15 protein-coding genes and 1 tRNA gene are annotated in these 11,960 nt (G+C 68.4%); 5 read left to right on the top strand and 11 right to left on the bottom strand.

What is annotated here, in order from left to right; genetic code table 11:
* The first annotated feature begins 6 nt into the window (after positions 1 to 6).
* From GEMRO_RS0115585 to GEMRO_RS0115570, 4 genes are read left to right on the top strand one after another with little or no spacing between them, the layout of a single operon-like run.
* A complete protein-coding gene (locus tag GEMRO_RS0115585) occupies positions 7 to 1,386 on the top strand; it encodes a leucyl aminopeptidase family protein (protein ID WP_027134747.1) in 1,380 nt (459 codons plus the stop codon).
* Positions 1,383 to 1,829, top strand: a complete 447-nt coding sequence (locus GEMRO_RS0115580) for an acyl-CoA thioesterase (RefSeq protein WP_027134746.1) — start codon at positions 1,383 to 1,385, stop codon at positions 1,827 to 1,829. Before GEMRO_RS0115585 ends, GEMRO_RS0115580 begins: the two co-directional genes overlap by 4 nt.
* Positions 1,830 to 1,886: 57 nt before the next feature.
* Positions 1,887 to 2,375, top strand: coding sequence for a hypothetical protein (locus GEMRO_RS0115575; RefSeq protein WP_157505603.1), 489 nt, complete (start codon positions 1,887 to 1,889; stop codon positions 2,373 to 2,375).
* 33 nt (positions 2,376 to 2,408) lie between these two features.
* The gene (locus tag GEMRO_RS0115570) at positions 2,409 to 3,014 is read left to right on the top strand and encodes a hypothetical protein (protein WP_027134744.1); all 606 of its coding nucleotides are present in this window, start codon (positions 2,409 to 2,411) and stop codon (positions 3,012 to 3,014) included.
* Positions 3,015 to 3,033: 19 nt separating this feature from the next.
* Here the strand turns inward: GEMRO_RS0115570 and GEMRO_RS32770 are convergent, their stop codons facing one another.
* From GEMRO_RS32770 to dcd, 11 genes are all read right to left on the bottom strand, one after another.
* Positions 3,034 to 4,167, bottom strand: coding sequence for a sensor histidine kinase (locus tag GEMRO_RS32770; RefSeq protein WP_051329116.1), 1,134 nt, complete (start codon positions 4,165 to 4,167; stop codon positions 3,034 to 3,036).
* Positions 4,168 to 4,284: 117 nt separating this feature from the next.
* Positions 4,285 to 4,491: a DNA gyrase inhibitor YacG gene (locus tag GEMRO_RS0115560; RefSeq protein WP_027134743.1), complete on the bottom strand. Its 207-nt coding sequence runs from the start codon at positions 4,489 to 4,491 to the stop codon at positions 4,285 to 4,287.
* The gene (locus GEMRO_RS0115555) at positions 4,488 to 5,861 is read right to left on the bottom strand and encodes a ribonuclease E/G (RefSeq protein WP_027134742.1); all 1,374 of its coding nucleotides are present in this window, start codon (positions 5,859 to 5,861) and stop codon (positions 4,488 to 4,490) included. Before GEMRO_RS0115555 ends, GEMRO_RS0115560 begins: the two co-directional genes overlap by 4 nt.
* A complete protein-coding gene (locus GEMRO_RS0115550) occupies positions 5,858 to 6,457 on the bottom strand; it encodes a Maf family nucleotide pyrophosphatase (protein ID WP_157505800.1) in 600 nt (199 codons plus the stop codon). Before GEMRO_RS0115550 ends, GEMRO_RS0115555 begins: the two co-directional genes overlap by 4 nt.
* Positions 6,457 to 6,675: a translation initiation factor IF-1 gene (gene infA, locus GEMRO_RS0115545; protein ID WP_027134740.1), complete on the bottom strand. Its 219-nt coding sequence runs from the start codon at positions 6,673 to 6,675 to the stop codon at positions 6,457 to 6,459. Before infA ends, GEMRO_RS0115550 begins: the two co-directional genes overlap by 1 nt.
* Positions 6,676 to 6,856: 181 nt before the next feature.
* Positions 6,857 to 7,318 (bottom strand): arsenate-mycothiol transferase ArsC, encoded by a 462-nt coding sequence (locus tag GEMRO_RS0115540; RefSeq protein ID WP_035485414.1) that lies wholly within the window; start codon positions 7,316 to 7,318, stop codon positions 6,857 to 6,859.
* Entirely contained in the window at positions 7,318 to 7,803 is a 486-nt protein-coding gene (locus tag GEMRO_RS0115535; protein WP_027134738.1) for a UPF0262 family protein, read from the bottom strand. The genes GEMRO_RS0115540 and GEMRO_RS0115535 overlap by 1 nt, the downstream gene beginning before the upstream one ends.
* Complete coding sequence (hisD, locus tag GEMRO_RS0115530) at positions 7,800 to 9,089, bottom strand: histidinol dehydrogenase (RefSeq protein WP_027134737.1); 1,290 nt, start codon at positions 9,087 to 9,089, stop codon at positions 7,800 to 7,802. The genes GEMRO_RS0115535 and hisD overlap by 4 nt, the downstream gene beginning before the upstream one ends.
* Positions 9,090 to 9,140: 51 nt before the next feature.
* Positions 9,141 to 9,593, bottom strand: coding sequence for a DUF2948 family protein (locus GEMRO_RS29935; RefSeq protein WP_051329115.1), 453 nt, complete (start codon positions 9,591 to 9,593; stop codon positions 9,141 to 9,143).
* Positions 9,594 to 9,607: 14 nt separating this feature from the next.
* Positions 9,608 to 10,873 (bottom strand): UDP-N-acetylglucosamine 1-carboxyvinyltransferase, encoded by a 1,266-nt coding sequence (murA, locus tag GEMRO_RS0115520; protein WP_027134736.1) that lies wholly within the window; start codon positions 10,871 to 10,873, stop codon positions 9,608 to 9,610.
* Complete coding sequence (dcd, locus tag GEMRO_RS0115515; protein ID WP_027134735.1) at positions 10,873 to 11,439, bottom strand: dCTP deaminase; 567 nt, start codon at positions 11,437 to 11,439, stop codon at positions 10,873 to 10,875. Before dcd ends, murA begins: the two co-directional genes overlap by 1 nt.
* Positions 11,440 to 11,813: 374 nt before the next feature.
* Here dcd and GEMRO_RS0115510 point away from each other — a divergent pair.
* Positions 11,814 to 11,889, top strand: a tRNA-Thr gene (locus tag GEMRO_RS0115510).
* Positions 11,890 to 11,960 lie beyond the last annotated feature (71 nt).

The following is an 11,960-nucleotide window of genomic DNA, read 5'->3' as shown; positions in this document are numbered from 1 at the left end:
TTTCCGATGAACCTCGCCTGCTTCGCCCCGGCCGGGACGGTCGCCCGGCGCCTTGTCGTCGTCACCGCCAGCACGTGGCCTGCCCGGCAGCATGAACTGAGCCCCGGCCTCGCGGCCTGGGCCGATGCCATCGGCTTCAAGCCGAAGCCCGGCGCCGTCCTGCTCGTCCCGGGCGAGCAGGGCGAACTCGATGCGGCGGTCCTGATCGTCTCCGAGCCGGGGGATGCTCTGGACGCAGCCCAGGCCGCGGCCGCCCTGCCTGCCTCCGACTGGCGCCTGGACGATCCGCACGCCCTTTTGCCCATCGATCGGGCAGCGCTCGGCTGGGCGCTCGCGGCCTACCGGTTCGACCGCTACAAGAAGGCCGATACCCGGCTGCCACGGCTGGTGATCGATGATGCGGCCGCGGCGGCACGCGGGACCAGGCTGGCGGCCGCGGTCTGGCAGGCGCGCGACCTCGTGAACCTGCCGGCCAACGACCTCGGTCCAGGCGACCTGCTGGACGTCGTCGCCGCGACCGGTGCCAGGCATGGCGCCGCGGTCCGGATGATCCATGGCGACGACCTGCTGAACCAGGGATTTCCCATGGTCCATGCCGTCGGCCGCGCCGCCGAGCGTGCCCCGGGCTTGGCCGACATCACCTGGGGAGATCCTGCGCATCCCAAGGTGACGCTGGTCGGCAAGGGCGTCTGCTTCGACACCGGCGGGCTCGACATCAAGCCGTCCTCCAACATGCTGCTCATGAAGAAGGACATGGGCGGCGCCGCGATCCTTACGGCGCTGGCCGACGCCATCATGGACGCAGGCATGCCGGTGCGGCTGCGCCTGATCGTGCCGGCGGTGGAGAACAGCATCGCCGGGAGCGCGTTTCGGCCGGGCGACGTGCTGCGCTCCCGTAAGGGCCTGACCGTCGAGATCGGCAACACCGACGCCGAGGGCCGGCTGATCCTGGCCGATGCGCTGGCGCTGGCCGACGAGGAGACCCCGGACTTCCTGCTGGACGCGGCGACGCTCACCGGTGCCGCCCGCGTCGCGGTCGGCCCGGACCTGCCTGCCATGTTCACCGACGACGAGCACCTGTCGAGCGCGCTGCTCCAGGGTGGCCTGGATGCCGGCGAGCCGATGTGGCGCCTGCCGCTGCACGCCCCCTACAAGCGCATGATCGAGAGCGGAGTCGCCGACCTGAACAATGCTGGGCAGAGCCCGTTCGGCGGGGCCATCACCGCGGCGCTGTTCCTGCAGGCCTTCGTGACCAACACCCGGCCTTACGCCCATCTGGACCTGTTCGCGTGGAACCCGGAAAGCCGGCCGGGCCGTCCCAAGGGCGGCGAGGCCACCGGGCTGCGGGCCCTCTATACCGCGCTCGAGCAGCGTTATCCGGCATGAGCAAGCGAGCGGAGCGGCCCGGCCGCGGCGACTATCGGCGGTTCTTCCCGGTGCAGACCCGCTGGACCGACAACGACATGTACGGCCACGCCAACAATGCTCTCTACTACGAGTGGTTCGATCTGGCGGTGAACACGCTGATGATGGAGGAAGGCGGCCTCGACCCGATGCATGGCCCGGTCATGGACTTCGTGGTCGAGAGCGGCTGCCGCTACCACGAGGGCGTCGGGTTTCCCGATGCACTGGAGGTGGGGGTGCGGGTCGGACATCTCGGCAACAGCTCCGTGCGCTGGGAATGCGCGATCTTCCGCAAGGGCGAGCAGCAGGCGAGCGCGGACGGCTTCTTTGTCCATGTGTTCGTCGGCCGCTCCGACCAGCGCCCTACCGCGATCCCGGAGAGGTTGCGCGAAGCCATGCGGCGCCTGGCCCCCCGCTCCATCTGAACTTTACGCGGCTCGCGATCCATGCGAACCGGGCCGTTCCATGCTGCGGAGTACGGGGTGGACACGATCCAAACGAAGCTCAGGGTCAATCTCGTCCAGCGCGAATTCGAGGTCGCCGGCAGCGAGGCCTTCGTGCGCGAGTATGCCGAGCGGATCGAAGCCCTGCTGGAGCGCCTGGCGGACGGTCCGGCCGTTGCCATGGCAGCAGCCGATCCGGTCCCGCGCGACCGGGACCATCAGGACGCGGAGCCGCTCGGCGAGTTCGGCTCGTTCATCCAGCGCCTGCCCAGCACCGCCACCGAGGTCGACACCATGCTGGCCGCCGGCTACTTCGCCCAGGCCACGTCGGCCGACGATACCTTTGCAACCGCCGAGGCCAACAAGCGTTTGCTGGAACAGGGCATCAAGCTCGGCAACCCGTCGCAGTGCGTTCGCCAGTCACTGGTGGCCAAGCGGGTCTTCCTGGTCGCGCGCGGTCGCTTCCGGGTCTCGCAGCACGGCCGGACCCACCTGCGCCAGATGCTGGGCTCGCTGATCCCGGACTGAACGGACGTTCCACGCCATGGGAGAGCAGAGCCGATGAAACGTTCCCTGGCCTTGGTCCTCCTCGCCGTCGCCCTGGCGCCCCTGCCAGCCCAGGCAGCGATCTGCCCGGCGATCCCGCTTCCGCCGGAACTCGGGCTGACATGCACCGAGAAGCCGGGCGATGCGTTCACGCCCCCTTCGGCGACGATCTCGCCGGAAGGGTCGCTGTTCAGCGCGTTCACCGGCCTGACGATCCGCAAGCTCGGCAAGGATGAGCAGATCGACGATGTCCCAGCCTGGCTTCGGCAGCAGGTGACGGTCGATCTCAGCGGTCTCGGCAGCTTCTTCAGCGGCCTTGCCGACGATCCCGACCTGCCCGTGCAGAACGATGGGCTCGCGCAGAGCCTGGAGGATACTGGGGCGATGATCAGCTCGCTGGGCGACCTGCCGCTCAGCGGCTGCGGCGAGCCGGAACTCGGCTCCAGTCAGTCGGACTTGGTCTGCCACTGGGATACCAGCGGCCTCGGCCTGGACATGCAGGTGCGCCTGGTCGACACCGGTACCGACCGCTACGCTCTGCGCGCCTGGAGCATGAACGACCGGCGCTTCCGGCAACTCCAGGCCCTGGCGAACGGGTTTGATCCGGCCAGGCTGAACTGAGCCTGCCGGGGGTCAGCGATCAGACCACGGCAAACTCCAAGATCAGCTTCGCGCCGTTCTCATTGTCCCAGACCGGTGCTGCACCAATCTGCCCGCTCAGCGCAGTGATCAACTGCAGGCCAAGTCCGGTGTTGGGCAGTTGCGGGGCGCTAGCGAACCCTGGTCCATCATCAGCAAGCGTCAGGCGCACCTTGCCGGCATCGTGGCGCTCAAGCTCGATTGCCACCTTCTTTCCGCCAGAAGGAATGGCATGGCGGAAGCTGTTGTCGACAAACTCGCTCACCACCAGCCCGAGCGGAAGGGCCTTCTCCCTGGGCACTTCAAGATCGACCAGGTGCTCGACGACGTCCGCCTGCACCCCCCTGCTGCGATGGAGGTCTCCCACGCAGCGTACGATGTCGTGGAGGTAGGCGCGCACGTCCACCGAGCCCATCCTCACCGGCTGCTGCCGGTCCTGGATCAGGTAGAGCGGCCGCAGGCGGTCGCGCATCCGGGTGATCGCGTTCCTGCCCTCAGGCGTGGCCTCCCGCCGGCTCTGCAGGCTGATCAGGCTGTCGATGGTCTGCAGGCTGTTCTTGAACCGGTGCTGCAGTTCATGGAGCAGGGCCGTGTTGTCCTTGTCGGCCTGGTCACGCTCCGCCACGGCCTGGTCGAGGGCGGCATTGGCCCGGCGCAGATCCAGGAGGTTCATGACCTGACGGCCCAGGACCCGCAGCGTGTCGAGCTGGTGCTCGTCCAGGCTGTTCGGTCGTGTATCGAGAACGCACAGCGTGCCGAGGGTGAGGCCCGTCCCGGTCCGCAGCGGAACTCCGGCATAGAACCGCAGGTGCGGCATGCCGGTCACCAGCGGGTTGTCACGGAAGCGGGGATCGGCCGTTAGGTCCGGAACGACCAGGATGTCGGGCTCGCGGATCGCGTGCACGCATACCGACCTGTCCAGCCCCGTCTCCGACATGCCGAGTCCGATCTCGGACTTGAACCACTGCCGGCGTTCGTCCACCAGCGTCACCAGGGCGATCGGCATGCCGCAGATGCGCGACGCGACCCGCGTGAGATCGTCGAAGGCAGCTTCCGGAGCGGTGTCGAGGATCCGCAAGGCCCGCAGCGCCTCCAGCCGGTGAACCTCGTCGGCCGTCGATTCAGGATCACTCATTGAAGTCTTCTCGCTGTCCGGATGCGGGGAGCCACGGATCGCGGCCCACCGGCAGCCAGGAAGGGCACGGGCATATTCTCGCGGACCCGGAAGCGCTCGTCGATGCCGCAGCCAGGCTCATTCGTCGCGCGGCGGCTGCGCGCGGTTCTGCTCCGCATTCTCGGGGTCGTCATCGACCTCCACCGCCGGGATGGCATAGCGGCCGTCCGCCCAGGCCAGGAAGTCGCGGTCGCGGCAGCCGCGCGAGCAGAACGGCCGGAACTCCTGGACCCGTGGCTTGCCGCAGATCGGACAACGTGGCCCGGTGGCAGGTTCGGTGGTCATGGCAGCCGGTACATTCCCGAGCGAAGTTCTCCATCCGCCGTGACCCGGCCGTTGAAGCCGGTGGACGCCAGGGCCGCCGCGCCCGCTCCGCTGGAAAGGAAGCGGGCAAGGTCCTTGGCGGTCGTCACCGTCGCCGGCATCGGGCTGCTCCGCCGCAGATCCTTGACCAGCCGCTCGGTCCTGGCCCGAAGCGAAGGGGCGGTCCCCTCGCCCTGGCAGGTCGGGCACGCCCGCTGCATCAGTTCGGCCAGGGAGATGCCGCGGCGGGGCCGCCCGATCTCGACCAGGCCCTGGGGCGAGACATCATGAACATGGCCGGGCACCGGATCGGCCCCCAGCGCCTTCTTGAGGACCTCGATCACCCGGAAGCGTTCGTTCTTGGTCACCATGTCGACGAAATCGACCACGATGATGCCGCCAATATTGCGCAGCCGCAGCTGGCGGGCGATCTCGCGCGCCGCAGCGACATTGACCCGCAGGGAGGGCAGCCCGCCGCCATCGACGTCGATGGCGGTCAGCGCCCTGGTCCGCTCGATCCAGAGGCGCCCGCCATCCTCCAGCCGGACCTCGCTCTGCAGCGCCGCGTCGATCCGCTCGGCCACCCCGGTGACCTCGAAGGCATCTCCCCGCACCAGTTCCACCAGCGGTCCGCCGCTCGCCATGTGGCTGTCGCGGAAGGCCTTGATCCGTGCCGCCAGCGCCGCGTCGTCGACGGTGATGACATCGACGGGATGGCCCAGCAGGGTGCGCAGGAGCCGTTCGACGGTATCGTCCGCATCCAGGGGCCCCGCCTTCTTCTTGGCGAGGTCGAGATAGCCGTGCCAGCGGTTGCGCAGTTCCTCCTGCTCGGCCAGCAGCACCGCATCCGGCTGCTCCTGGGCGCCGCGGCGCAGCAGCACGCCGCCTTTGGGAAACAGATCCCGGGCCCGCTCCTTGAGCTCGAACTGCTGGCGCTTGCTCAGATTGCCCGAGACCTCGGCCGCCTCCGAAGACGGCCGCAGCACCAGGTGCAGCCCGATCAGGCGGATGTCGCAGGTGACCCGCGGCCCCTTCTCGTCGACAGCCTCGCGCAGGCCCATCACCACGATCCGCTGGCCCTCGGCCACGATCCGCTCGATCGGCATCCGCGGGTCAGCGCCCGGCAGGTGACGCGCGTCCTTCACGTTCAGGAACGCGTTCTGCTCCAAGCCGATGTCGAGAAAGGCTGCCCCCATCTTGGGTTCGACCCGGACGACCCGTGCCGCGAACAGCCGGTCCGTCACCCGCGCCTGATCGTGGTCCAGGTCCACGACCTCGACCAGTTCGCCATCCTCCAGCCGCGCCGCGCGCAAGCCGAAGCCGGTATCCTCGATCACCAGCCCATGGGTCACGTCTGTCTCCAGCCCAGGCCTTCGAGCAGCATCAGCGTCTCGCACAATGGCAGGCCCACCACGTTGGAAAAGCTTCCCTGGATCGCCGGGATGAATGCCTCGGCGGCTCCCTGGATCGCGTAGCCGCCGGCCTTGCCATGCCACTCACCCGAGGCGAGATAGGTGGCCCGCTCATGCTCCGCCAGGCGCTTGAAGCGCACGGAGGTCTCGACCAGCCGCTCGGCGAAGCGGCGATCGGGAGTCGCGATCACGACAGCCGTCAGCACGCGATGGCGCCGGCCCGAGAGCAGGTCCAGGCAATCGGCAGCCGTCGGTTCGTCCAGGGCCTTGGGCAGAATGCGTCGTCCGCAGGACACAACCGTGTCCGCGGCCAGGACATAGGCCGCCGAGGCATCGGGATGCGCCGCACCCGCCTCCGCTTTGGCCCGAGCGACCCGTCGGGCATAGGCCCGCGGCAGTTCCCGCGCCTGGACGGTCTCGTCCACGTCGGTCTCGATCACACGGGCGGGCTCGATGCCGCAGCGCCGCAAGAGGTCCAGGCGACGCGGCGAGGCCGACGCCAGGACCAGCGGATTCTCCACCGCAGGAGAAGCGATCACTTGAAGCGGTAGGTGATGCGTCCGCGGCTGAGATCGTAAGGGGTCATCTCCACGGTCACCTTGTCACCGGTGAGCACGCGGATGCGGTTCTTGCGCATCCGACCCGAGGTATGCGCCAGCACTTCGTGATCGTTCTCGAGCTTGACCCGGAACATCGCGTTGGGCAGCACTTCGGCGATCACGCCGCCGAACTCGATCAGATCTTCCTTCGCCATCGAAACTCCGTTGGTTGTCCGCGACCCATTGGTTCGCGGCACGACCCAGTAGGTCATCGTCCAAGCCGATATATGGCGCATTCTTGCCGAACCGCCATGGTGCCAAGGCTTCTGCGCGCTGCTTTTCCACGGGTCAAGCATCGAGCAGGACGTTCCGCATCCCCTCCGACCGGATGTTCCATCATAGCTGCGGCGCGCCTTCGCCCGGAAACCGCCTGCGGATCCGCCGCATCAGCTCGTCGCGCAGGTCGCGATAGGCGTCGAGCTTGGTCTCCCGGTTGGCCTCGATGATCGAGGGATCGGGCATGTGCCAGAACTCGATGTCGACGTTCGAGGTCCGGGTGAGCTCCACGGCGCTGTGCTGGGCCTCGGGCGACAGGGAAATGACCAGGTCGAAGAAGCCGTCCTCCAGATCGGCGAAGCTCTTCGGCCTGTGCCTGGTGATGTCGATGCCGATCTCGTCCATCACGGCGACGGCGAACGGGTCCAGATCGTCCGGCCGCACCCCGCAGCTGTCGATGTAGATCCGGCGGCCCATTAGGTACTTGAGTATGCCTTCGGCCATCGGCGAGCGCAGCGCGTTGTGGGTGCAGGCGAACAGAACACTGCCCGGCAGTTCGGCCGCCTGCGCAGGTCCGCCCATCAGCGCCGCAGCGAAAGCACGCAGACCAGCGTGAACAGCCGCCGCGCCGTCTGCGCATCGACGTCGACCTTCTCCACCAGCGCTTCCCGAAGCAGCTCGGCTCCCTCGTTGTGCAAGCCACGCCTGGCCATGTCGATCGATTCGATCTTGGAGGGCGGGGCCCCCCGGATGGCCTGGAAGTAGCTGTCGCAGATGATGAAATAGTCCTTGATGACCCGGCGCAGCGGCCGCACCGCCAGGATCAGCTCGCGCTGCTCGGCGTTCTCCGCATGGGACACGTCCAGCACGAGATTATTGTCCCGCAGCGACAGCGCGACCTTGTACGGCCCGTCGAAGCCATCCTTCAGACGGAAGCGATTGTCCTCGAGCAGGTCGAAGATCGCGACGCTCCGCTCATGCTGCACCTCGGGCGTCCAGCGCACGACGCTGCCCTGGTCGAGTTCGATCGCGACGATCCGGTCAGGGCCGTCGGACCGCCTGTTCACCTCGTCCCCCGGAGCCGGATCGCCTGGGCGTGCCCATCCAGCCCCTCGGCCTCGGCCAGGACCCTGGCTGCCGTCGCAACCTGCCGGAAGCCGGCTTCATCGCATCCCAGCAGGGTCGTGCGCTTCATGAAGTCATAGACCGAGAGGCCCGAGGAGAACCGGGCGCTGCGCGAGGTCGGCAGCACGTGGTTCGGGCCGCCGACATAATCGCCCACCACTTCCGGGGTCCAGCTGCCCAGGAAGATCGCACCGGCATGGCGGATGGTCGCGGCCAGCGCCTCGGGATCCTGGACCATCAGCTCCAGATGCTCGGGCGCCAGGCGGTCCACCAGCGGCGGCGCCATGTCCAGCGTCTCCACCAGGATCACGACCCCCAGCCGGTCCAGGCTTTCCCGCGCGATGGCCTGCCGCGGCGCCCGGGCCAGCTGCCGCTCCACCTCGTGCGGGACATCCCCGGCCAGCTGCGGATCATCGGTGATCAGGATGCTCTGGGCGAGGACGTCATGCTCCGCCTGGGCGATCAGGTCGGCTGCGACCAGGTCGGCCCGTGCCGTCCGGTCGGCCACCACGACGACCTCGCTCGGCCCGGCGATCATGTCGATGCCGACCACGCCGAACACCTGCCGCTTCGCTTCTGCCACATAGGCGTTGCCGGGCCCGGTGATCTTGTCGACCGGCCGGATCGAGGCGGTGCCGTAGGCCAGGGCCGCGATCGCCTGGGCGCCGCCGATCCGGTAGACCTCGTCGACCCCGGCCAGCCGGCAGGCGGCCAGCACCAGGGGATTGCTCCGCCCGGCCGGCGTCGGCGCCGCCACCACCAGGCGACGGCATCCCGCCACCCGCGCCGGGATCGCGTTCATCAGCACTGAGGACGGATAGGCGGCGGTGCCGCCAGGGACATACAGGCCGACCGCATCGATCGGGCTCCAGCGCTGCCCGAGCCGGATCCCGGCCTGGTCGGTCCAGGCGAGCGGCTCGGGCATCTGCCGGCGATGAAACGCCTCGATCCGCTCCGCCGCCAGTTCCAGGGCCCGCAGTTGCTCCGCGGGACAGGCAGCCCAGGCCGCCTCGATCTCGTCGGCGCCGATCCTGAGGCCGGTTTTGGCCGGGTCGAACCGGTCGAAACGCGCGGTCAGCTCGACGAGCGCCGCCTCGCCGTCACGGCAGACCTGCTGGATGATCGCCCGGACAGCGGCGCCGACATCGGTTTCGTCATCGCGACGCCCGGCCGCCAGGGCCGCGAATTCCTGGTCGAATGATGCTGCGCGCGCGTCGAGGAACCGCAAACCCGTTCTCCGTATCAGCCGCGACGCCCCGCCGGAGAACGGGATTGGCGGCTATGCCGAGGTGAAATGATCGCACGGACTGATCTGGCACGGAACCGGATCGGTGAAATCGTCGAGCTTGGCGCGGGTCGCCGGAGTCTGCAGCCGGATCGTCCCCTGCCCGGCGAACACCAGGTCGATAAAGAGGTCGGTCCCCGGCGTCGGCTCGGTCGCGATCGTCAGGAGGTTCAGTTCCGCCAGCCGCGCCGTCTGATCGATCCCCCGGTACCGCACCTTGGTGACATCGTCGATCACCAGGGCCGACGAGCATTCCGTCAGGTCCTCGCAGCGGGTGGCATCATGATAGCATTCGCGCCGGTAGCGGATGAACGCGGCCATGAAGCGCTTGGCCTCCGGATCATAGGCCATCTCCGCGACGCAGGTACGGGCGTCCTGGAGGAAAGCCGCGATCACCGCCAGGTCCTCGACATCCGTAGCCTGCAGGCGCACGCGTTTCTCCGCCAAGGTCGTCTCCTTCGTCAGCCGGACCGTTCGATCCGGGCGCCCACGCCACGCAGCTTCTCTTCCAGCCGCTCGTATCCTCTATCCAGATGGTACACGCGATTGACAGTTGTAGGCCCCTGCGCCGCCAGACCGGCCAGAACCAGCGACACCGACGCCCGCAAATCGGTCGCCATGACCGGGGCGCCGGTCAGCCGGGCCTGGCCGCGCACCAGGGCGGAGCCGCCATGCACGGTGATCCGTGCGCCCATCCGCGCCAGCTCCGGCACGTGCATGAAGCGGTTCTCGAAGATCGTCTCGGTGATCATCGAGGCGCCGCTGGCCAGGCACATCAGCGCCATGAACTGCGCCTGCAGGTCGGTGGCGAAGCCCGGGAACGGCCGGGTCATCACGTCGACACCCTTCAGCCCGCCATTCGCGGTCCGCACCGACAGCCCGTCCGCCGTGTCCTCCAGCAGGAGGCCGGCTTCCTCCAGCCGCTCGGCCGCCACGCCCAGATGCAGGGCACGCACATCCTGCAGCACCAGTTGGCCCGAGGTGATCCCGGCCGCCATCGCATAGGTGCCGGCCTCGATCCGGTCGGCGATGATCCGGTGCGACGCCCCACTCAGGCTGGTCCTGCCGCGGATCCGGAGGATGGCCGTCCCGGCGCCGTCGATCTCGGCGCCCATGGCGTTCAGCAGGGCCGCGAGGTCGACGATCTCCGGCTCCTGGGCGGCGTCGAGGATGGTCGTATCGCCATCGGCCAGGCAGGCGGCCATCAGGATGTTCTCGGTGGCGCCCACCGAAGGCTGCGGCAGCTTGATCTCGGCGCCCTTCAGGCCCTTGGGGGCCGTCGCCTTCACATAGCCCTGCTCCAGCTCGATCACCGCCCCCATGCGCTCCAGGCCCATCAGGTGCAGGTCGATCGGCCGGGTACCGATGGCGCAGCCGCCCGGCAGGGAGACGATCGCCTCGCCCTGCCGCGCCAGCATCGGGCCCAGCACCAGGACCGAGGCGCGCATCTTGCGGACCAGGTCGTAGGGCGCGGTGGTCGACATCAGCGACGAGGTCTGCAGCCGCAGCGTGCCCGGCGCCCCGGCCTGCATGGTCGACGCCGTGCCCAGGCGCTGCAGGAGCCGCTGCATGGTGTTGACGTCGGCCACGTCCGGCACGTTGGAGAGTTCGACCGGCTGGTCGGTCAGGAGCGTCGCCGCCATCAGCGGCAGCGCCGCGTTCTTGGCGCCGCTGACCTGGATGCGCCCCTGGAGCGGTATCCCGCCCTCGATAATGATCCGGTCCATCACATCTTCGGCAGGGTCACGCCCCGCTGCCCCATATATTTGCCGGCCCGGTCCCGGTAGCTGATCTCCGGCGCGCTGGTCCCCTTTAGGAACAGGAACTGGCAGATGCCCTCGTCGGCATAGACCCGTGCCGGCAGGGGCGTGGTGTTGGAGATCTCCAGCGTGACATGCCCCTCCCATTCCGGCTCGAGCGGCGTGACGTTCACGATGATCCCGCAGCGGGCATAGGTGCTCTTGCCCAGGCAGATCACCAGCACGTCGCGGGGGATCCGGAAATACTCGACGGTGCGCGCCAGCGCGAAGCTGTTCGGCGGCACCACGCAGCTGGGTCCGTCCCGCTCGACGAAGCTCTGCGCGGAGAAGTCCTTCGGATCGACCAGGGCATTGTCGACATTGGTGAAGATCCGGAACTCGCGCGCCAGCCTGGCGTCGTAGCCGTAGGAGGACAGGCCGTAGGAGATCAGCTTCTCCTTGCCCTCCTCTCGGGTCTGCCGTTCCACGAACGGCTCGATCATGCCGTGTTCCTGGCATTGCTGCCGGATCCAATGGTCGGGCATGATCGACATGTCGGCATCGTCCAGGAAATAGGGCGTGGGCAACCGGCGGGTGCCGGCTCTGTCGTCGCGATCGGACATAGCCGGCGCTTCTACCTTAGGTGCGAATCCGGTCAACCGGCTCGCTCGGCGACCCGGTGTCCGCGGGCGGCGGGACCTCTGCGGACGATGCGGCATCTCCACCCTGGCGGGCACGTTCCTGGGCCTTCCGCTTCTTCAGGTTCTCCCGCATCACCGCCGCGACCTTCCTGGCCCGCTCCGCACGAGCGGCCTCTCCGCGATCCTTCTGTTCACCCATTGCGCTTGCCCCTCTTGAAACGCGGCGACACCCGTGGCATCAAGCGGCCGGCGCAGCAAGGGGGCCACCCCGAAACGCACGCCGGTACGCTGTCGTAGCTCAGTCGGTAGAGCGCGTCCTTGGTAAGGACGAGGTCGCTGGTTCGATTCCAGTCGACAGCACCATTCTCCTCTCCTCCCCCGACTCTTCTGGTCCGGTTGGACGGCATCGCGTTGACGGCCGGACGATCCTGCTT

The sequence above is a fragment of the Geminicoccus roseus DSM 18922 genome, from assembly GCF_000427665.1.
Classification (GTDB): domain Bacteria; phylum Pseudomonadota; class Alphaproteobacteria; order Geminicoccales; family Geminicoccaceae; genus Geminicoccus; species Geminicoccus roseus.
This window is presented reverse-complemented; position numbering and strand designations above follow the sequence as displayed.